Origin of the sequence: Rhodococcus sp. IEGM 1408, from assembly GCF_033142235.1 — a bacterium.
GTDB lineage: Bacteria > Actinomycetota > Actinomycetes > Mycobacteriales > Mycobacteriaceae > Dietzia.
In genome coordinates this window covers 95,531-114,991 of record NZ_JAWLRW010000001.1, presented here as the reverse complement: position 1 = coordinate 114,991, position 19,461 = coordinate 95,531, and the positions used below count along the sequence as shown (strand labels likewise).

Below are 19,461 nucleotides of genomic sequence, written 5' to 3'. Positions count from 1 at the left end.
GGGAGAGGCCGGAAATGCACGACACCGGCATCCGTCCAGAGACGGATGCCGGTGTCGAGGTGGTGATGTCGGGCTAGAGCCCGAGCGTCACACCGATCAGAGCTGGCCGACGACGTTGCCGAGCGAGCCGGTGACCGTGTCGAGGACGTCGTTGGCGGCGGTCGAGCCGGTGCCGACGAGGCCGTTGGCGGCGGTGGAGCCGGTGCCGATCAGGCTGGTGAAGAAGCCGAGGACGCCGGTGAAGATCTCGTTGATGGAACCCATTTGGGAACCCCTTTCGTATGTGGGGCGGCACCGTGGTGTGCCGCCGCTCGCGTTGTGCGGTCCGTGATGGACTCGTGATGTACATCCCGGACCTGTCACCAGACGTTACGGCCGGAGCCGGACATTTCCACTCCTGAGCTGGCCTCACGGCGTCCGTAACCCATTGCGGCCCTTTATAACACCAGTTGGACGGGTTTCTACTTTTCATGTGTGAGCCGGCTAACAATCTCCGAATGGAGGTGGGATTCGCCGCGGTGTGCGACTCGGTGTGCGACTCGCTGCGCGCCGCGGGTGGCGTCCACGCGTGTCCGGATCCGGACGGTGGACCGGTCCGGGCCACCGCCCGCTTCCCGCAAGGGGGAGAATGGTGACCATGTCGCCGCTGAACGCCGCCGTTGCCGCCCAGACGATCCCGCTCCCGGCGGGTTTTCGTGCCCACTCCGGGGCCGCGGGCCTGCGGGAGCACGGGGATGACGTCTTCGTCGTCGTCAACAACGGCCCCTCCGCGGCGTCCTCGGCGGTCTTCACCCGCTCGCTCTTCGCCGGACCGTCCGTGCAGCTCAGCCGCGAGAACGCGGCCGGGGGCCACGCGCGCGGCGTGGTGGTGGTGGCCAAGAACGCCAACGTCGCCACCGGTGAGGAGGGGATGGCTGACGCCCGCGAGGTGCTCGAGCGGGCGGCCCGTGCGGTGGGCGTCGCGCCGGAGGAGTTGCTCATCGCCTCCACCGGTGTGATCGGCCGGCGCTACCCCATGCCGATGCTCCGGACCCACCTCGACGGACTGGCCGGCGCGGAGTTCGACGCCGACGCGCTCGCCCTGGCCACAGCCATGATGACCACCGACACCCATCCCAAGACCGCAGTGGTGGAGATGACGACGACGACCGGCGGCACCGCCCGGGTGGTGGGCATCGCCAAGGGGGTCGGGATGATCGAGCCCGACATGGCCACGATGATCGCGGTGATATTCACCGACGCCGCCGTCGAGCCGGCTGAGCTGGATGCCGCGTTCAGGGGCGCGGTGGACCAGACGTTCAACTGCCTGTCCATCGACACCGACACCTCGACCTCGGACACGGCGATCGCGCTGGCCAGCGGGGTGGCCGGGCCGGTGGACCAGGCGGAACTGCGCCGGGCGTTCGCTGCGGTGTGCCTGGACCTGACCCGCCAGCTGGCCCGCGACGGTGAGGGTGCCACCAAGCTCCTGACCGTGGAGGTCACCGGGGCGCGGGACCGCGAACAGGCCAAGCGGGTGGCCAAGGCGATACTCAACTCCCCGCTGGTCAAGACCGCCGTCCACGGGGCGGACCCCAACTGGGGCCGGGTGGCCATGGCGATCGGCAAGTGCCATGAGGACACGGATATCGACCCGGAGCGGGTGCGCATCGTCTTCGGCGACCTGGAGACCTATCCGGCGTTCCCCGGCCCGGCCGAGCTTGAGCGGCTCACCGAGATCATGCGGGCCGAGGAGGTCACGATCTCGGTGGACCTGGGCGTCATCGAGTCGGGCGCAGGCACCGGGGAGTGCACGGTCTACGGCTGCGACCTCACCCGCGAGTACATCTCGATCAACGCCGACTACACGACGTGAGCGACACCGGGGCCGCCGGCGTGGGCGGGGCGGAGGACCTCGATGCCATCCGCGCGGTGTTCGCCCGGCGCCTGTACGTCATGGACACCAAGCAGTGGGACTCCTACGGGCCGTGCCATACCGAGGACATGGTGAGCGAGTCCTGGGCGGCCAGCGGCGGGGCCGCGGAGGTCCGGGGCCGCGAGCAGCTCACCGCCGCGATCCGCGCGACCCTCGACGGGCGCGTCCCGGTGACGAGCGTCCACCACGGGCACACCCCGCTGTTGGAACTGACCGGCCCCCACCCGGTCACCGGCGAGCCCACCGCCACCGGGATCTGGGCGATGGAGGACCGGCTGTGGTGGGCGGCCGACGGGCGGGAGCGGTGGCTTCACGGGTGGGGCCACTATCACGAGCGCTATCGCCGGGTCGACGGCGAATGGCTGATCTCCTACCGCCGGCTGGAGCGGATCCGGGTGGACACGGGACTGACGGACACCGGCACTGCGGACGCCTGACCCCGCTGGAGCCGAGCGGAGTGTCCTCTGGTCAGCCGGCCGGGTTGGGGCTGCGCCGTGCCATGGCGAGCAGTGTGTCGCGGGTGTCGTGCCACACCCTGCCGGTGATGTCGCCCCAAGGGTCGTGGCCGCCGGGGACCAGTGAGACGCGCGCCCGGTCGCCGGCCTGTCGTGCTGCACGGACATAGGCCTCGGACTGCTCTGGGAGGACGACCTTGTCCTCGCGTCCGTGGACGCAGACCACCGGGATGCCGGTGGGCAGGTGTGAGACGGGCGAGGCGTCCAGGTAGCGCTGGCGACGGGTCCCCGGCCGGCCACCGAGGAGATCGGCCACGTAACGGTCCCCGGCGCGTTCGGCCATGAGCAGGTCCGCCACCCCGGCCAGGGACACGCAGCCCGACACCGGGATCACGGGGTGGGACCCGGGCTGGGAGGACGGCAGGCGCGAACGCCCGGCGACCCACAGCGCGAGGTGCCCACCGGCGGAGTGCCCGGACACCACCACCCGGGCCAGGTCCAGTCGGTCACCCACGTGGGCGGAGACCTCGGCCAGGTGGTCGACGGCCTTGCACACGTCCGCGACGGTGGTGGGCCAGCCGCCCCCGGAGTCGACCCGGCGGTACTCGATATTCCACACCGCGACGTCGAAGGAGGCCAGATCCCGGGCATGGTTCTCCATGTACGCCAGCCCGAGCGCGTCCTTCCAGCCGCCGCCGTGGATCAGCACCACCACCGGCAGCGCCGGGTTGGCGGAGTCGGGCAGGTAGAGGTCTCCGAAGGTCTGGCCGTCGGTATCCCCCGGTTCGTCGTAGAAGAACCGACGGGGCTCCAGGACCCGGACCGCGCCCTCGGGCGGGAGGTACGGGCGCGGGCCGACGGAGTCGGGGCTCTGGACCGCGTGGCCGGCTTCGTCGGTGCCCGCACCGAGGACGGAGGTCAGCGCCCAGCCGGCCGCTCCGCCGATACCCGCGGACAGGCCGATCAGAACGGAACGGCGGGTCAGGTCGCCGCGGGAGCGGGCCAGCCGGCCACCGGCCGGCCGGCCGCCGAAACCACGACGTCCGGACACTCGGCGACTGGGCATGCGGCGGGAGACCTCCAGGAAGGGGGGCCGCCGGCTTCAGGCGCTGCCGGCGACGACGTCGTTCTCCGCCCCATCGTAGAAGGGGATGTACCCCTTCTCCTTGGACAACACGTAGAGCGGCTCGTCGAACTTCGAGGTGTCGAAGGCCTGCTCGCGCAGCTCGGTCTTGCGGCTCTTGTAGGTGGAGGTGTGCTCGAGCTCCTTGGAGAGCCGGATGAACAGCGGGACCGCGTAGGACGGCAGGGACCCGCGCAGGTGCTCGGCCAGCGCCGCGCCGTCGAAATCGGACTTGTCGTGCAGGCGCACGGCGGCCATCCCGGCCTTGCCGTCGGCCCCCGGCACCGGGACGCCGTAGACCACGGCCTGGTCGACCTCGGTCCGTGCGGAGATGGCGGACTCGACCTCGGTGGTGGCCACGTTCTCGCCCTTCCACCGGAAGGTGTCGCCGAGCCGGTCGACAAACGAGGCGTGCTTGAGACCCTGGTTGAGCATGAGGTCGCCGGAGACGAACCAGGCGTCGCCGTCGGCGAAGGCGTCGCGGACGACCTTCTTCTCCGTGGCCTCCTTGTCGGTGTACCCGTCGAACGGCTGGGAGTCGGAGATGCCACTGATGAGGAGGCCGGTCTTGCCCCTGCCCACCTTGGTCAACCGGCCGTTCTCGCCCCGGCGGGGCTCGCCGGTGTCGGGGTCGTAGTCCACGATCGCGAAATCCATGGGGCAGTAACCGGTGGTCTTGGGGATGTTGAACGCGTTGACGAACGCGATGTTGCACTCGCTGGCGGCGTAGAACTCGCAGATCCGGTCGATGCCGAAGCGCTGCTGGAACTCGGTCCAGATCTCGGGGCGCAGGCCGTTGCCCGTCATCACGCGGATGGAGTGGTCCCGGTCGCCCGGACCGGGCTCCTGGTTGAGGAGGTAGCGGCAGATCTCGCCGATGTAGATGGCCGCGGTGGCGCCGGCCGCGCGGGCCTGGTCCCAGAACTTCGAGGCGGAGAAGTGCTCCTCGATGGCCAGGCACGCGCCGGACGCCAGGATGCAACCGAGCCCCACGGTCAGGGCGTTGTTGTGGTACATCGGCAGCGGGCACAGCAGGACGTCGTCTTTCTTGAGCCGGACGCCGGACAGGCCGAACCCGGCCAGTGCCCGGTTCCAGCGGTAGTGGGTCATTGTGGAGGCCTTGGGCAGGCCCGTCGTGCCCGAGGTGAACACGTAGTAGGCGGTCTCCTTGCCCAGGGTCTCGTCGGCTTCCGGCGGGTTGGTGCTGCCGGCGTCCGCGTCGAGGGCCGCCAACTCGTCCTCGAGCCAGGTCAGGTCGGAGAGCTCGTCCGGGCGGTGGCCGGCGGTGAAGCCACGGAAGGGGAGGTCGACGTCGGTGCCCACGGCGATCAACTCGCCCACCCAGTTCTCGCGGGGGACCGAGCAGGCGGCCTCGGCGCACTCGGCACCGATGAGGACGACCTTGGAGCCGAGGATCTTCTGCGAGTGGTCCAGGACCTCCCCGCTCTGGTGGTGGTTGAGCAGACCCACCGAGGCGCCCACCTTGACGGCGCCGAGGATGGCGAGCACGACCTCGGTCCGGTTGACCATGCAGATGCCCACGGTGTCCCCGCGTGTCACACCCCGCGCCTTGAGGACCTCGGCAAAGCGATTGGCCCGCCGGTTGGCCTCACCGTAGGTGACCTCGGCGCCGAGGAAGCGCAGGAACGGGGAGTCGGGCTGCTTGGCCGCGAGCGCCTGGAACTTCCGCCCGATGGACATCTTGTCGGTGCTGCGTGCGGTCCGGACGATCCGCAGGCCGCTCAGCACCGTGGGCAGGTCGGAGATGAGGGAGGGAAGCCCTCCGGCCAGGTCCAGCGGGGTGAGCGTGCGGGCGCCCTGCGACGTGCGACGGGCGGAGTCTGCGGTCTTCTGGGTCACGACTTCTCCTCTTTCGTGGTGGTGGCGGTCTTGGCGGGATCGCCGGCGAGGCCGCGCCAGGCGAGTTCTACGACGACCTCGGCGGCCACGGATTTCGGGACGGACCGGTGCGCGACGCGGTCCGCGACCGCCTCGCCGGCCCCGACGAGCGCGGTGGCGACCACCTCGAGCACCTCGCGGCTGCGCTGGTCCACCGAGTTCTGCGCGAGCAGATCGGTGGTCAGGTCCACCAGGACCGTGCGGGTCTTCTCCACCTCGTCGCTGAACGCCGGTTCGGCGACCGCCTGGCGGTACACGACGTTCCATGAGTCGGCGTGGTCGTCCACGTAGTCGAGGAACGCCTCCACGACGCTCTCCAGACTGCGGCGAGCGCCGCTCCCGCTGGCCGCGGCCGAGGTGAGATGGTCGATGAGTCGACCGGATTCCCGGACCACGCACGCCGCGAACAGTTCCTCTTTGGAGCCGTAGTACAGGTAGAGCATCGGCTTGGAGATCCGCGCATCGCGGGCGATGCCGTCCATCGAGGCCGACCGGTAGCCGAGGTCGGAGAACACGCGGATCGCCGAGTCGAGCATCTGCTGTTCACGGATCGCGCGCGGGATGCGCTTGGTCCCCGTCGTCACGTAGGTCTCCTCCCGGCGGGGTGCTGCCCGGTGTGGTGCGTGTGGTGGTCGTGTGGTGCACCTTGCGGTGTGGTGGTGGTGTGGTGCACGTTTCGGTGCGATGTGGTCCGCACACCAACTTACCGGCCGGTAAGGACTTGTGGGTGACACTGCGCACGATCCGCGGTGAGCCGGTGCTACTCTTCTCGCGTCGGTGTGCCCCACGGCACCCAGGAACAACCCCCACTCGTTTACCCGCAGGGAGAACTCGATGAGTTTCGGTACCGGAGCGCTCGCCAGCGCAGTCGGCGGCATCGTCCTCGGCGGCATCGTCGCGTTCGGCGCGAACAGCGCGATGGCCCAGAACTCCATCCCTGACGTCACGCAGCCCCCCGCTGACCAGGCCCTTCTCGGCCAGGTCGAGTACGGCGCCCGCTAGTCCTTCCCCCACGCCACCCGAGGTGATCCGCGGGACCCGTCTGGGTGGCGGCGCACGTGACGCGGTTGTCGCGTTCCTCGCGTTCCTGCTGCTGGCCTGCCTGCAGTCCCCGGGGCTGCTCGTCCCCGACACCAAGTACGACCTCGTCGTCGACCCCGGGCGTTTCCTCTCCCACGCCACCCACCTGTGGACCGGTCTGTCCTTCGGCGGGCAGGTCCAGAACCAGGCCTATGGCTACCTCTTCCCGCAGGGGCCGTTCTTCGCGTTGTTCGACCTGGTCGGACTCCCGGCCTGGTTGACCCAGCGACTGTGGTGGGCGGTGGTGTTGACCGTCGCCTACGTGGGCGTGGTCCGGGTGGCGGCAGCCCTGCGCATCGGCACCCGCGGGACCAGAGCCGTGGCGGGCATCGGATACGCGCTCGCGCCGCGCATGCTGGGCGACCTGGGATCCATCTCCTCGGAGATCTGGCCCGTCGCGCTGGCGCCGTGGGTGTTGCTGCCGGTGATCCAGGTTCTGCACGGGCACATGTCCCCACGCCGGGGCGGCGCCGGCGCGGCGCTGGCGCTGGCGCTCATGGGCGCGGTCAACGCCGTCGCCACCGCCGCCGCGTGCCTGCCCGCGATCCTGTGGTGGCTCATGCACCGCCCCGGCCGGACCTGGGCCCGGCTCGCGGCGTGGTGGCTGCCGCTGTCGCTGGCCGTGTGCGTGTGGTGGGCGGTGCCGCTGGTGCTGCTGGGCCGGGTCTCGCCGCCGTTCCTCGACTACATCGAGTCCGCCGAGGTCACCACGCGGTGGTCCTCGGCGACGGAGGTGCTGCGCGGGGCGTCGTCGTGGGTGCCGTTCGTGTCCACGGACCGGGTGGCCGGCGCCGCACTGACCAGCGAAGCCGTCTTCGTCCTGGCCACCGGCGTGCTGGCGGCGGTCGGCGTACTGGGCCTGCTGCGCCGGGGGATGCCCGCGCGGGGTCGCCTGCTGGTGATCGCCGCTGTCGGCCTGGTGATCATGGCGGCGCCGTGGGTCGGGCCGGCCGGCGGCGGTGTGGCCGAGACGCTGCGTGCGTTCCTCGACGGCGAGGGTGCGCCGCTGCGCAACGTCCACAAGTTCGAGCCGCTGCTGCGATTGCCGCTCGCGCTGGGCACCGCGCATGTGCTGGCGCACCTACTCGCCGGGCTGCGCGGGGACGCTGAGCACGTGAGCGTGGAGCACGAGGACGCGGAAGGCGGGGAGCGGGGACCGGCCGACCGCGGGTGGTCCGTGCTGGCCCATCCCGAGCGAAACCGTTCGGTCGCGGTGGCGATGGTGATCGTGCTCGCGGGCGCCGTCGCGGTGGCCCCGGCGTGGCTCGGCAGGCTCGCCCCGGTGGGCGCCCACGCGGCGATGCCTGATCACTGGACCGACGCCGCCGCGTGGCTGTCGGAGAACGCGCCGGTGGCGCGGCCGGGAGCTACAGGTGGTGAGGACGGCGATTCCGACCCGGCCGCCACCACCCGTGCCCTGGTGGTGCCGGGGGCGTCCTTCGGCCGTCAGGTCTGGGGTGTGACCCGCGACGAGCCGCTGCAGCCCCTGGCCACGACACCGTGGATGGTCCGCGACTCCGTTCCGCTGCAGCCCGCGCCCGCGATCCGCGCGCTCGACGCCGTCCAGCGACGCCTCGCCGACGGCCGTCCCGCCCCCGGGATGGCCGCCACGCTCGCCTCGCTCGGCATCGGGTTCCTGGTGGTGCGCAACGACCTGACCGAGGACTCCGGCGCGCCGCGTCCGCTTCTGGTCCACCAGGCGCTCGACGGCTCGCCCGGGCTGGTCGAGGTGGCGGAGTTCGGGGAGCCGGTCGGGGGAACCGACGGCGTCGCGACAGCTGGTGATACCGACGTTGATGACGACGACGAGGCGGTTGTGGTCCCGGACTCCGGGCTGCGGCCGGCGTATCCGGCGATCGAGATCTATCGGGTCGACTCCCGTCTGGGGTCGGACGCGGTGTCCCCGGGACCACCCCGGTCAGCCACCGCCCCGTACACGGTGGAGGTGCGCGATCTGCCGGTGGTGGCCGGCGGCCCGGAGTCGCTGTCCCGGCTGGACGACCTGCTGGCCGTGCAGGACACGGTCGGCTCCCCGGCCAGGGTGACCCGGCTGCTCGAGGCCGACGCCCTCGCCGCGGGCGTGGACCCGGCCTCCGATCCGTTCCCCCGGCCGAGGCCGGTCAACCGGGTGGGCCCGGTTCTGACCGACTCCCCGGCGGACCGGGAGACCGACTTCGGCCGCCTCGGCCACCACTCCTCGGCGGTGCGGGCAGAGGGTGACCCGCGGCGCAGTCGCGGCACCGTGCCCGACTACGCGGCCACCGTGGTTGGCACCGGCACCGGCACCGGCACCGGCACCGGCACAGACGCCGGCGCCGGCACCCCGCTGGCGCAGGCCCGGTGGTGGGACGCGCGGGTGCGGGTCTCGTCGTCGGCGTCGGATTCCGCCCAGACCGGTCCGGTGCTGCCGGCCCGCTCCGTCGCGGCGGCGGTCGACGGCGACCCGGACACCGCCTGGCGCTCCGGCGGCTTCGGTTCCGCGTTCGGGCAGTGGATGGAGATCGCACTGACGGAGCCCGTCGACCGCGGGTTGCTCCGGATCACCCTCCCCGTGCCTGACTCGGGGCCGGAGGTCACCACCCTCCAGGTCCGCACCGACACCGGGACCACCACCGCGTACCCGACCGGCGGGAACGAGCTGGTCGTTCCCTTGCCCCCGGGGCCCACCGAGACGGTCCGCGTCACGGCGACGGGCTTCGCGGACGGGTCCCGCGGCACCTACCTGGAGGTATCCGAGATCCGGTTGAGCTCGGGCGGCCAGCAGGTCCCGCTCCGGCGGGTCGTGGCGCTCCCGGACCGGCCCTCCGGCGCCCGCGAACCGTCGGGGTGGCTCCTGCGGCAGGAACTGGGCGGACGCTCGGACTGCGTCCACGGTGGGAGTCCGGTCGAGGGGTTGGCGGGTGCCCGGGAGGAGACCGGCGCGGTCCGGTGCGCAGCAGGACTGGCGATCGACGCCGAGGAGCCCGCCCGATTCGCCCGACTGCTCGACGTCCCGGTCGGCACCGCGGTGGTCCCGCGGGTGCTCGTGCGCCCGCGGGCCGGGGCGGCCCTGGACGATGTCCTGCGCGGCGACCCGGCGACCCGTGCGCGACAGGTCCGGGCCGGGGGCGGATCCCTGGTGACAGACCCGGCCGGCGGGCCCTCCGCGGCGGTCGACGGCGATCGTTCGACCAGTTGGTACGCCGATGACGTCCCCTCGCCGACCCTCGAGCTACGACTTCCCGGTCGTCAGCTCGTCGGCTCACTGCGCTTGTGGGCCCCACGCTCGGCGGCCCCCGCGGCCCCGCGGGTGATCACGGTGGACACCGGCGTCCAGAGCACCCGGGTGGACCTGGACGCGATCAGGCCGGAGGGCGACGGCTCCGTCGTGGTCCCCCTTCCCGCCGACTACACCGACCGGGTGACGGTCCGCGTCGACGCCGCCCACGATGTGCGGACCCCGGCCGGCGCACCGGTTCCGACCGGGATCGCCGAGGTGTGGGTCCGGGACAGTGCGGGTGCACGGGTCGGGGCCCTGCCCGCGGCCAACGACGACCCGGTGACCCTGACCTGCCAGGACGGGCCCCGGGTGGTGATCGGTGACCGGACGGTGCGAACGCGGCTCGCCACCACCCGCCGGGAACTGCTCGAGGGCAACGCGATACCGGCCGAACCCTGCGACCCCACACCGGTGGCGATGGACGCCGGGCCGGTAGAGGTGTCGGTGGATCCGGGGGGCGCGTTCTCGGTGGATACGGTGGGCCTCGTCGTCGTCGACCAGGGTCTTGAGGGCGGGGGTGGTGCCGGCGGTGGTACCGACGCCCGCGTGCCCCTCCTGGGCGGGGCGTCGCAGGCCACCCGGGCGGTCACGACCGCCCGCTGGGACGACGCGCGGCGCGAGCTGCACGTCCCCGCCGCGCTGCGGGAACGCGTCCTGGTGGTGCCCGAGTCGGTGAGCCCGGCGTGGGAGGCGACGCTGGTGGCCGACGACGGCACCGAGCTGCCCGCCGCGCGACCGGTGACCGTGGACGGGTGGAAGCAGGGATGGGTCCTGCCCGCGTCCGGCACCGGGGCGACCCTGGTCCTGACGGTCCCGCTCGACGCGCCGTACCGGGCGGCGCTGCTGACCGGGCCGTTCGTCCTGGCACTGGTCTTGTTGCTCTTCCTGCTCCGCGGGCGCGATCGGGCGGGCGACCGGGCGCGGGCGTGGCGTGGGCGGGGGGCGGTCACCGTGGCCGCGACCGCTGCCGTCGGCTTCGCGCTGGCGGGCCCGGCCGGCCTGGGTCTCGCGGTGGGTCTCACGGCGTGCGCGCTGGCGGCGAGCCGCCACCTGGGTGCCGGCCGGGCGCGGGACCTGCTGATCGTCGGGTCGGGGGTGGGGATCGTCGCGGGCGCCACGCTGCTCGCCCGCGCGCCCTGGCCGACCCCGTCGGGGTACGCCGGCGACGGCTGGGCTCCTCAGGTCGCGACGGTGGCCGGGGTCGTCTGCGCCGGGCTGGCCACCGCCTGGCCGGTGGGAGGGGTGCGCGGCGCGCGCCGACGTGTCGACCCCGGCGCGAGCCAGCGCCGCGACGGCTCCTCCACCAGCGCGTAGCTGGCCGCCGCGATCACCGTGGAGGCCGCCGCGGTGACCAGCCACACCTCGAGCATGTGGCCGGAGAACATGGGGATGAACGCGATCTGGAACGCGAAGTGCAGCACCAGCACGTGCCACAGGAACACCCCGTAGGACCATCGGCCCAACGTGCCGGCGATCGCGGAGTCCAGGACGGCGAAGCGCTGACCCTCCGGCGCGAGCGCGACCGGGGCCAGCAGGCAGAACGCCACCACCACGCCGAGCGCGGTGCGGACCGCGAACTCCGGACCGGACGGGTGGACAAAGCCCTCGGCGAACCATTGCGGGACCGTGGTGATCCCGAACGCCACCGCGGCGACCGCCCACCAGCCCCACCGGGCGCGCCGGGGCCGGGCCAGAGCGGCGACGCGGCCGGGCGGGGCGGTGGCGAGCTCGGCGAGGATCATCCCGGCGGCGAACCACGAGGCGAATGCCGGCGGCAGGATCTGGTCGTTGAGCCGCTCGGGCAGCCCCAGGTCGTACCACGGGACCAGCGCCCAGCCCAGGCTCAGCACCCCCACAGCCGCGATCACCGGGATGCGCCACCGCGCCGCCCGGCCCCGGAGCCCCGCGAGCGCCCACCACAGCAGCGGCAGTACGAGATAGAACGCCATCTCCACCGACAACGACCACGCGTGGGTCAGGCCCTCGACCAGAGAGTCGGGGATGACGACCTGCGTGAGCGTCAGGTTGGCCGTCCAGGTCCACGCCGAGCTGCGCGCGTTCTGGGGGATGACCAGAAAGACAGCGGCCACGACGGCGAGGTACCCCGGCATGATCCGCACCAGGCGAGACCGCAGGTAGGCGACCGCCCCCCGTGCTGTGCCCGGGTTCCCGCGCCGGGCGTGCAGGGCGTGGGTGCGCCACAGCAGGAAGCCGGACAGAGCGAAGAAGACTGCCACGGACAGGTCCATCCGGCCCCAGGCCCGATGGATCGCCGAGCCCGTGGAGGAGTCGGTCTGGAACGCCACATGTGTGGTGAGGACCGCGAAGGCGGCGACGGCGCGGAGACCTTCGAGGGCCGGGACGAAGCCCCTCGCGGACGGGAGAGTTCCGACTCGTTGGTCGGGGGTGACAGATGCGTTCTTCATCACTGTTAATCTTCTCCTGATGATGGTCCGCGGTGGCCACCGACCCGGGAAGCTACCCGGCGGTGACTCGCGGGCTCAGGGCGCGACTCCAGGAGGACAACCGATGGCACGACAGAACAGTTCCGCGGGACGGGGGTCGTCGGTGCCTGCAGTGGTCCTCGTCGGGCTCGGTACCTTCCTGATCACTATCGCACTCGCCCTCGTCTTCTTCGTGGTGCCGGCGCAGAAGAAGACCCCCCTGGACATCAACGCCACGACGGTCACCGAGACCACGCAGGGCGCGGTGCTCGTGGGCAAGGCGCTGGCCGGCAACACGCCGACCGAGGCCAACGCGGACCGTCGCGAGTGCCGTGAGCCGGCCGGGGAGGCGCCCGCTGATGAGGGCGAGGTGGTCGAGACCCAGGACGGCGCCGAGGCCGACGACTCGGATGTCCAGTACCCCGTCTCCTGCTTCATCGACAACGACATCCCCCTCTACTCGCAGCGTCGTGTCCAGGCCGTCGAGCCGTCGGACGCCGACGTGATCACCATGCAGGCCGCGCAGTCCCTGCTCCGTGCGGACAAGACCGGTTCGGACGGGGTCGAGGGCCTGATCAACGCCACGATCGACCGTGTCACCGTGGATCGCGTGACGGCACTGCCGGTGGACGAGGCCGTGAGCACGCTCCAGATGGTCGCCGCCCCCACGGGTGGTGACGACTCCGCTCCTGTCGGGTTCGTCCGCGACGGGATGCAGTACAAGTTCCCGTTCGACACCGAGCAGAAGGACTACCCGTACTTCGACGCGAGCACCTTCACCACCAACCCGATCTCCTTCGTCGGTGAGACCACGGTCGGCGGCATCGACGCGTACGAGTTCCGGCAGGAGCTGGGCCCGATCGACATGTGGGCCTCGATCCGCGACCACTTCGCCTCCATCTCGAGCGGTTACGACCCGGCCGTGGAGTCGGTTCTCGCCAGCTACCGCCGCGAGGGCATGACCGCCGGACAGTGGGGCCTGGAGGGTGACCCGGAGCGCGTGGTGGACATGCGTCGCTACTACACCAACACCCGCACGGTGTACGTGAACCCGGAGACCGGCCAGGTCATCAACGGTGGCGAGAACATCTTCCAGTACTTCGCCGAGGATCAGGAGGAGGCCACGGCCTTCTTCGAGGACAAGGCGGGCATGGAGGCCGAGAAGGCCGAGCCCACCCGCACGGCCGTCCGGTTCGAGTCCGGGTGGAACGAGGAGACCAAGGCGGCTACGCAGGCCACCGCGCAGGAGAGCGCCGATACGCTCAACACGTTCGGTCGCGTCGTCCCGGCGGTGCTCGGTGTGCTCGGGCTGCTCGCGCTGATCGGTGGCATCCTGCTCGGCGTTCGCAGTGGTGGCCGTGGTGCCCGCGGCAGCCGGGTCGACCGTGCTGCCCGCGACACCCGGCGCGGCGATGGTGGCCCGACCGGTACCACCGGCGCGACTGGCGCGAGTGGCGTCAATCTGAGCAAGTAAGCAATCCCCCCGCGTCGCGTCGCCGAGAGCGTCCCGCACACCTCGCCCGAGTGGCGAGTGTGCGGGACGCTCTTCTCGTTGGCAGCGGGGACGTCGGCACGCCTGATCGCGTGCCCCACCCCGTGCGGAGTCACTCCGGCAGCGGAGCGCCCGGGGCGTCCGGGAGAGACGGTGCACGAAGTGACTCCCCGCGGCGCTGTGTCGGGGACGGCGCTGTGGAGCCAGCGCGATTGCGGCTCAGGCCGGTCGGACCCGGAGCGCCCGCCAGCCGGCCACGAGCGTGGTGAGGACGACGACGACGAGGGTCGCCCCCAGAACGGCCTCCAGCTCCCGGGGTGCCGCCCACACGGCAGCGGCGGCGAGCACCAGACCGCACCAGGCGACCCCGGCCTCCGTCGTCCGGTTGGCGGCGATGGTCGCGAGCAGGAACACCTGCAGGACACTGAGGGTGACGCCGAGCCCGGCAAAGGCCCACAGCACCCCGGTGACCGGCCGGTATCCCTCTCCGACCACCGCCGGCACGAGCGGGGCGGCGAGAGCGGCAGCCAGCACGACGGCCCCGCCGATGCCGAGCAGGACCCCGACTGCGGATCGGACCGCGCCGCGGTGCCCGGTGGGATCGGCCATCCTCGGGTAGAGCACCGTGCCGACCGCCTGTGGGAGCCAGAACGCGGCCTTGGCGGCGACGGCCCCGAGCGCGTAGCGACCCGCGTCCTCGGGGGACAACAGGGCGCGGGCCAGGAGCAGGTCGACCGAGGTCAGCGCCATCATCACCAGCTGGACCTGCCCGGCGGACAGCACGGCGGCCACCCCTGGTGACGCCATCGCGGTCCCGCCGGCCGAGGGGCGGGCGCGCCTCGTCGTCGTAGAGGCTCCCACCCGGGCCGCTCCCACCCGGGCAGAGCCGATCCAGGCCGCTCCCACCCAGGCCGCTCCCACCCAGGCCGCTCCCACCCAGGCCGCGGCCACGCCGACCGCGCCGGCGGCCAGGGCGGTGCCGACCCCGCCCCCGGCCGCGAGGACGGCCACGGCGGGCACGACCTTCCCGGCACCGGCCAGGGCGAGCACCGCGCCGAGCGCGCGGAACCGCTCGGCGCCCTGCAGCAGCCCCTGCTCGGTGGCCAACAGGCACAGCACCGGGCCGGGGGCCAGGGCGGCGGCGGTCGCGAGGACCGGGGTGTCGAGTAGTAGCGACACCGGGGCCACCGCGAGGGCGGCCACCACCGCGACCAGCAGCGCGACCCGCGCGCCCAGGGAGCGCAGCACCGAGTCGGGGACCCCGCGGACGTGCTCGCGGGCCACCACCGCCTGCAGTGCGAGCGACGGCACGGCCACCAGGAGCTGGGCCGAGAGCAGGGCGGCAAACGCGCCGTAACCCTCGGGGCCGAGCCACCGGGACGCCGGCAGGTGCAGGAGGTAGGCGGCGATGTTGGCCAGCAGGGACCCCAGCGTCACCGCCCCGGCTCCGGTCAGGAATCGCCTGGTGGCGGAGCCGGTTGCCGCCGCGCGCGCCTGAGGGTCCACACGGTGATCGTAGGGTGTCGCCCGAGGCCGGACCGCAGCGGTCGTCGTGGTGGAATAAGCGCATGTCAGCCACCTCCGCCGGGCCCGCTCGTGCGCTCGCGGACCCTCGCGCACAGCCGGGGGTGGCCGTGGCCGTGGACGCGGGCGTCGCGGTCGTTGTCACGGCGCTGCTGCTGGGCGGGCTGGCGCGACCGGGGTTCCCGTTGCTGCGGGACTGGGTGGCCACGCCGACGCCCCCGCTGTCGGATGCGGCGCTGGGGCGCGGCGAGTCGGCCGCTCGGGCGGTGCCGCAGGATGTCGCGGTGGCGTGGGCGACCCGCGCGCTGGGCACCGTGGGCCTGCCGGTCTGGCCGTTGACGGGCCTGCTCACCGCCGTGTTCTGCGTGTGGCTCGCGGTGGCGGCGGGAGCTCTGGTCCGGCGGGTGGTGCAGGTGGCGGGCGGGCCGAGCGCCGACGCCCCCGGCTGGGCGGGTCACCTGCTTCGCCTCCCCGCCGTGGTGGGCGCGGTGTGGAATCCGCTGGTCGTGGAGCGGCTGCTGCAGGGCCACTGGTCGCTGGTCGCCGGCATGGCCGCGGTGGTGACGATGCCGCTGCTGCTCGCCCGGGCGAGGCCGCGTGTGGCGGCGGCGTGCGCGGCGGTCGCGGCGGCGGGGCTCACGCCGACGGGCTGGGTGCTGGCGGTGGTGGCCGGGGCGGTGTCCCTGTGGTGCGCGGGGTCGGGACCGGAGCGGCCGGGTTCGAGGTCGGGGTCGGGGTCGGAGACGGAATCGCGACCCGGGCGGGGGCGGCGTCTGAGGTCCGCGGTCCCGTTCGCGGCGGTCGCCGTGGTGACCGCGCTGCCGTGGCTGCTGGCGACAGTGCTCGCCGGGACGCCGACAGCGGGTGCAGGCGCCGGCGCCGGTGCGGACACCGGGGTGACCGCGTTCGCCGCCCGCGCCGAGACCGGCATCGGCACTCTCGGCTCGGTGGTCGCGCTGGGCGGGATCTGGAACTCGGCGGCCGTCCCGCCCTCTCGCGCCACCTGGTGGGCGGGCGTGGCGCTAGCGCTGCTGCTGGTCGTGTGGGCCCTCGCCGCTCCGGGGCTCCTGCGGGCCCGGCGCCACCCGGTGGTCCGGGCGACGGTCCCGCTCGCCCTGGTCACGTGGCTGCTGGTGGCGCTGGCGGCGACCGGACCGGGGCTCACCGCGCTCGACACCCTGGTCGGGGCGGTCCCGGCGGCCGGTCTGCTGCGCGACACCCAGAAGTTGGTCGCGCTCGCCCTGCCCGCCACCGTGCTGGCCCTGGGCTTTGCCGCCCGGGCGCTGGCGCCCCGACTCCGGCCCGTGGGTGCGGCTCTGGCGATCACCGCCGTCGCGGTGGCCGCCGTCCCCGATGCCCCGCGCGCACTCTGGGACGCCCTGCGGCCGGTCACCTACGGCGACGGGTGGGCACAGGTGGCCGGGATCGTGGCCGAGCAGGGCGGCGACAAGCCGAGCGGCGACCTGCTGATGCTGCCGGCCGGGTCCTTCCGCTCGACCCCGCTGTGGGCCGGCGGCGCCGCGGTGCTGGACCCGGCGCCCCGCCTGCTCGACGCCCGCGTGCTGGTGCCCGGGGACCTGGTGGTGGGGCGGTCCGGCGCGGTGGGAGGGTCAAGCCCTGTGGCGGGGGAGGGCGGCCGCGCCCGCCAGGCCACCGAGGCCCTGCTCAGCGGCGCGGATCCCCGCGCGCTGACCGACCTGGGGGTCCGGTGGGTGCTGGACGAGCGGACCTCCGCCGGCCCGCGCGGGGAGTCTGACCGGACCCTGGAGTCGACGACGACGAGGTTCACCGACCCCGAACTGGTCCTCTACGAGCTGGCGCCGCCGGACGGGCGGACCTGGCGGTCGCCGGACGCGGCCCCGCCCGCTGCCGGCGCGGCTTCCCGGGCGGCGGTCCTGGTGGCCCACGCCGCGTGGCTGGTCACCGGTCTAGCGGCCGGTCTGACTGCCGGTCTGGCGGCCGGGGTACCGGCGCTCAGGCGCGTTCGGCGTCGGCCGCGGGACTGATCACGCCGCTGACTCCGCCGCTGATCCCACCGCTGGCCGCGCCACGGACCTCGCCACCGACCTCGCCACCGACCTCGCCGCTGATCACGCCGCTGACCCGCCGTCCCTCGGTCACGGCGGCGAGGACCCGGGCCATCGCCGCGCCGGTCGCGGGCCACGACAGCCCCGCGGCCTTCCGTCGGGCGGCCTCGCCCATCCGGTGGCGGAGCTCGGGATCGTCCAGCAGGCGCTCCGTGGCGGCTGTCATGGCCGCGGCATCGTGCGCGAGGATGCCCGTCTCGCCGTCGTCGATCGAGTCCCGCAGCCCCGCCGCGTGGTGGTAGCCGATGGTGGGGACGCCGTGCTGGGCGGCCTCCGAGACGGCGAGCCCCCACCCCTCCTTGCGCGAGGGCATGAGGTGCAACGACGCCGCGGCGAGGATCCGGTGCTTGGTCGCCTCGTCGACGTGCCCGTGGAACACGACCGGACCGGCGGGGTGACCTGGCCCGGCGTCGTCCAAGCCGAGCCCGGCGGCGTGCTCGCGAAGGCGGTCGGACCACCAGCCGCTGCCGATCACATCCAGCGCCAGCCCGGGACGGCTCGCGCGCAGCGCCGCCAGGACGTCCAGGGCGTCCTCGACGTGCTTGTGGGGCACGAGCCGGGACAGCACCACCAGGCGCGGGCCGTCGGCGTGGGTGTCCGCCCCGCCCGCCCGCACCCCGGCGGGCAGCGGGTCGAGGCCGTTACGCACCACGGCGATGCGGGCCGGGTCCACGCCGAGCTCGGCGAGCTCGTCGGCCGAGGGCAGGGACACGGTGACGTACTGACTGCGGGAGTGCACGCGCGGGGAGAGCCACGACTCGATCCACCATCCGATCCGCGCCACCAGCCACCCCGCGACCGGCCACTGCTCGCGGTGGATGTGGTGGACCAGCACCACCACGGGGGCGGTGGTGGCCAGGCGGGAGAAGAACGGGACGCCGTTCTGGGTGTCGACGACGACGTCGGGCCGCCGCAGCGCACCGAGCGGGCCCAGCCCGAACCGGCCGGCGAGCATCGCGCCCAGTGCGCGGGGGTAGACGGTGAAGCGGTTGCCGGCGCGGCTGACGGCGACCCCGCCGCTGGTGAGGTCGGCGCCGAGTCCCGCCCCGGTCACCTCGGAGCGCGCGGCGCCGCGGGAGCGGGAGGTCCGGTAGATGACAATGTGTCCGGCCGAGGCCAGTCCGGCGGCCACGTGCTCGAGGTAGCGCTCACTGCCGCCGCCCTGCGGATGGGTACTGTCGCGCCAGCACAACAGCAGGATTCGAGCCACGCGGACACTGTACGCAGCGGCGGGCGGCCGGAGACCCGCCGGTATCGTCTCCGCGGTGACCCCACCTGCCGATCACCGGTCCTCCGCCCTTCGTGCGGTGGCCCGGCGCGCCACCTTCGGGCGCTCCCTCGGGCTGCTGCGCTCGTTCCCCCTGGAGCAGTCCGACCCGGACGCCTTCTACTCCGGCCTGGCCCGCGACACCGTGGAGCTGGTGGCAGACCTGTGGTCCGAGTCCGGGGACCGGCCGGCCGACCCCGCGATCGGCCGACTCCCGGAGCTGACCGTCCTGGACGTGGGCGGCGGGCCCGGCTACTTCTCCGACGCCTACGCCGCGGAGGGGGCGCGCTACGTCTCCGTCGAACCCGACGCGGGGGAGATGTCCGCTGCCGGGCTCGATCAGGCGGGGTCGATCCGGGGGAGCGGCATGTCCCTGCCCATCCGGTCGGACTCGGTGGACGTGTGCATCTCCAGCAATGTGGCCGAGCACGTGCCCGAGCCGTGGACGATGGCCGAGGAGATGTGCAGGGTGACGCGACCCGGCGGCCTCGTCGTCGTCTCCTACACCCTCTGGTACGGACCGTTCGGCGGTCACGAGATGGGCCTGACCCACTACCTCGGCGGTGAGCGGGCGCGGCGGATGTACGAGCGGCGCGAGGGACACCCGCCCAAGAACGTCTACGGGGAGTCACTGTTCGAGGTGGGCTGCGCGGAGGGGCTCGAGTGGGCGCGGAACACCGCATCCGGCGAGCTGCTGGCGGCGTTTCCCCGCTACCACCCGCGCTGGGCGTGGTGGCTCGTGCGGGCGCCGCTGATCCGCGAGGTCCTGGTGTCCAACCTGGTGCTGGTGCTGCGGGCGCGCTGACGCCGGGCGCGGGCGACGTGACGGGGCGCGCCCACCTGAGCGACTCCGGCTGGGCAGCGGGGTTACGTGGCCGGGGTCAAACATGGGGCCGCGTCCTCCTATAGGATGGGT

General features: G+C 73.3%; 14 protein-coding genes and 1 pseudogene. 8 read left to right on the top strand and 7 right to left on the bottom strand.

Annotated elements, in window-relative coordinates; translation table 11 throughout:
* Positions 1–96: 96 nt before the first annotated feature.
* Positions 97–264 (bottom strand): hypothetical protein, encoded by a 168-nt coding sequence (locus tag R4P08_RS00515; protein WP_317811794.1) that lies wholly within the window; start codon positions 262–264, stop codon positions 97–99.
* 233 nt (positions 265–497) lie between these two features.
* Between R4P08_RS00515 and R4P08_RS00510 the strand changes: the two genes are divergently transcribed.
* From R4P08_RS00510 to R4P08_RS00500, 3 genes are read left to right on the top strand one after another with little or no spacing between them, the layout of a single operon-like run.
* Positions 498–635, top strand: a complete 138-nt coding sequence (locus R4P08_RS00510; RefSeq protein ID WP_317811793.1) for a hypothetical protein — start codon at positions 498–500, stop codon at positions 633–635.
* 2 nt (positions 636–637) lie between these two features.
* Positions 638–1,855, top strand: coding sequence for a bifunctional glutamate N-acetyltransferase/amino-acid acetyltransferase ArgJ (gene argJ, locus R4P08_RS00505; RefSeq protein WP_317811792.1), 1,218 nt, complete (start codon positions 638–640; stop codon positions 1,853–1,855).
* Positions 1,852–2,352, top strand: coding sequence for a nuclear transport factor 2 family protein (locus tag R4P08_RS00500; protein ID WP_317811791.1), 501 nt, complete (start codon positions 1,852–1,854; stop codon positions 2,350–2,352). Before argJ ends, R4P08_RS00500 begins: the two co-directional genes overlap by 4 nt.
* 31 nt (positions 2,353–2,383) lie before the next feature.
* On the opposite strand, the gene R4P08_RS00495 is transcribed toward R4P08_RS00500, so the two are convergent.
* The 3 genes from R4P08_RS00495 to R4P08_RS00485 are packed head-to-tail and all read right to left on the bottom strand — an operon-like array spanning position 2,384 to position 5,976.
* Positions 2,384–3,436 (bottom strand): alpha/beta hydrolase, encoded by a 1,053-nt coding sequence (locus tag R4P08_RS00495; RefSeq protein ID WP_317811790.1) that lies wholly within the window; start codon positions 3,434–3,436, stop codon positions 2,384–2,386.
* 36 nt (positions 3,437–3,472) lie between these two features.
* Positions 3,473–5,353 (bottom strand): long-chain-acyl-CoA synthetase, encoded by a 1,881-nt coding sequence (locus R4P08_RS00490; RefSeq protein WP_317811789.1) that lies wholly within the window; start codon positions 5,351–5,353, stop codon positions 3,473–3,475.
* Positions 5,350–5,976 carry a TetR/AcrR family transcriptional regulator gene (locus R4P08_RS00485; protein ID WP_317811788.1) on the bottom strand — a complete coding sequence of 209 codons (627 nt, stop codon included), beginning with the start codon at positions 5,974–5,976 and terminating at the stop codon, positions 5,350–5,352. Before R4P08_RS00485 ends, R4P08_RS00490 begins: the two co-directional genes overlap by 4 nt.
* A gap of 250 nt (positions 5,977–6,226) precedes the next feature.
* On the opposite strand from R4P08_RS00485, the gene R4P08_RS00480 reads away from it, so the two are divergent.
* Both R4P08_RS00480 and R4P08_RS00475 read left to right on the top strand, forming a co-directional pair.
* Positions 6,227–6,394, top strand: a complete 168-nt coding sequence (locus R4P08_RS00480; RefSeq protein WP_317811787.1) for a DUF2613 domain-containing protein — start codon at positions 6,227–6,229, stop codon at positions 6,392–6,394.
* A gap of 22 nt (positions 6,395–6,416) precedes the next feature.
* Positions 6,417–8,696, top strand: a pseudogene (locus tag R4P08_RS00475) (DUF3367 domain-containing protein); the annotation flags it as partial.
* A 2,213-nt stretch (positions 8,697–10,909) separates the two neighbouring features.
* Here the strand turns inward: R4P08_RS00475 and R4P08_RS00470 are convergent.
* Positions 10,910–12,157: an acyltransferase gene (locus tag R4P08_RS00470; RefSeq protein WP_317811786.1), complete on the bottom strand. Its 1,248-nt coding sequence runs from the start codon at positions 12,155–12,157 to the stop codon at positions 10,910–10,912.
* A gap of 103 nt (positions 12,158–12,260) precedes the next feature.
* Between R4P08_RS00470 and R4P08_RS00465 the strand changes: the two genes are divergently transcribed.
* Positions 12,261–13,649, top strand: coding sequence for a DUF3068 domain-containing protein (locus R4P08_RS00465; RefSeq protein WP_317811785.1), 1,389 nt, complete (start codon positions 12,261–12,263; stop codon positions 13,647–13,649).
* 237 nt (positions 13,650–13,886) lie between these two features.
* On the opposite strand, the gene R4P08_RS00460 is transcribed toward R4P08_RS00465, so the two are convergent.
* A complete protein-coding gene (locus R4P08_RS00460) occupies positions 13,887–15,173 on the bottom strand; it encodes a polysaccharide biosynthesis protein (RefSeq protein WP_317811784.1) in 1,287 nt (428 codons plus the stop codon).
* A 62-nt stretch (positions 15,174–15,235) separates the two neighbouring features.
* On the opposite strand from R4P08_RS00460, the gene R4P08_RS00455 reads away from it, so the two are divergent.
* On the top strand, positions 15,236–17,197 hold the full coding sequence (locus R4P08_RS00455; RefSeq protein ID WP_317811783.1) for a hypothetical protein: 1,962 nt from the start codon (positions 15,236–15,238) through the stop codon (positions 17,195–17,197).
* Here the strand turns inward: R4P08_RS00455 and R4P08_RS00450 are convergent.
* Positions 17,166–18,488 (bottom strand): glycosyltransferase family 4 protein, encoded by a 1,323-nt coding sequence (locus R4P08_RS00450; RefSeq protein WP_317811782.1) that lies wholly within the window; start codon positions 18,486–18,488, stop codon positions 17,166–17,168. The genes R4P08_RS00455 and R4P08_RS00450 overlap by 32 nt on opposite strands.
* A 55-nt stretch (positions 18,489–18,543) precedes the next feature.
* Here R4P08_RS00450 and R4P08_RS00445 point away from each other — a divergent pair, with 55 nt between their 5' ends.
* Positions 18,544–19,350 (top strand): class I SAM-dependent methyltransferase, encoded by an 807-nt coding sequence (locus R4P08_RS00445; protein WP_317811781.1) that lies wholly within the window; start codon positions 18,544–18,546, stop codon positions 19,348–19,350.
* Positions 19,351–19,461 lie beyond the last annotated feature (111 nt).

Excerpts from the sequence above, each read along its gene's own strand:
- R4P08_RS00465 (WP_317811785.1), top strand. The coding sequence starts at position 12,261 with ATGGCACGACAGAACAGTTCCGCGGGACGGGGGTCGTCGGTGCCTGCA.
- R4P08_RS00480 (WP_317811787.1), top strand. The coding sequence starts at position 6,227 with ATGAGTTTCGGTACCGGAGCGCTCGCCAGCGCAGTCGGCGGCATCGTC.
- R4P08_RS00515 (WP_317811794.1), bottom strand. The coding sequence starts at position 264 with ATGGGTTCCATCAACGAGATCTTCACCGGCGTCCTCGGCTTCTTCACC.
- R4P08_RS00470 (WP_317811786.1), bottom strand. The coding sequence starts at position 12,157 with ATGAAGAACGCATCTGTCACCCCCGACCAACGAGTCGGAACTCTCCCG.
- argJ (WP_317811792.1), top strand. The coding sequence starts at position 638 with ATGTCGCCGCTGAACGCCGCCGTTGCCGCCCAGACGATCCCGCTCCCG.
- R4P08_RS00510 (WP_317811793.1), top strand. The coding sequence starts at position 498 with ATGGAGGTGGGATTCGCCGCGGTGTGCGACTCGGTGTGCGACTCGCTG.
- R4P08_RS00495 (WP_317811790.1), bottom strand. The coding sequence starts at position 3,436 with ATGCCCAGTCGCCGAGTGTCCGGACGTCGTGGTTTCGGCGGCCGGCCG.
- R4P08_RS00455 (WP_317811783.1), top strand. The coding sequence starts at position 15,236 with ATGTCAGCCACCTCCGCCGGGCCCGCTCGTGCGCTCGCGGACCCTCGC.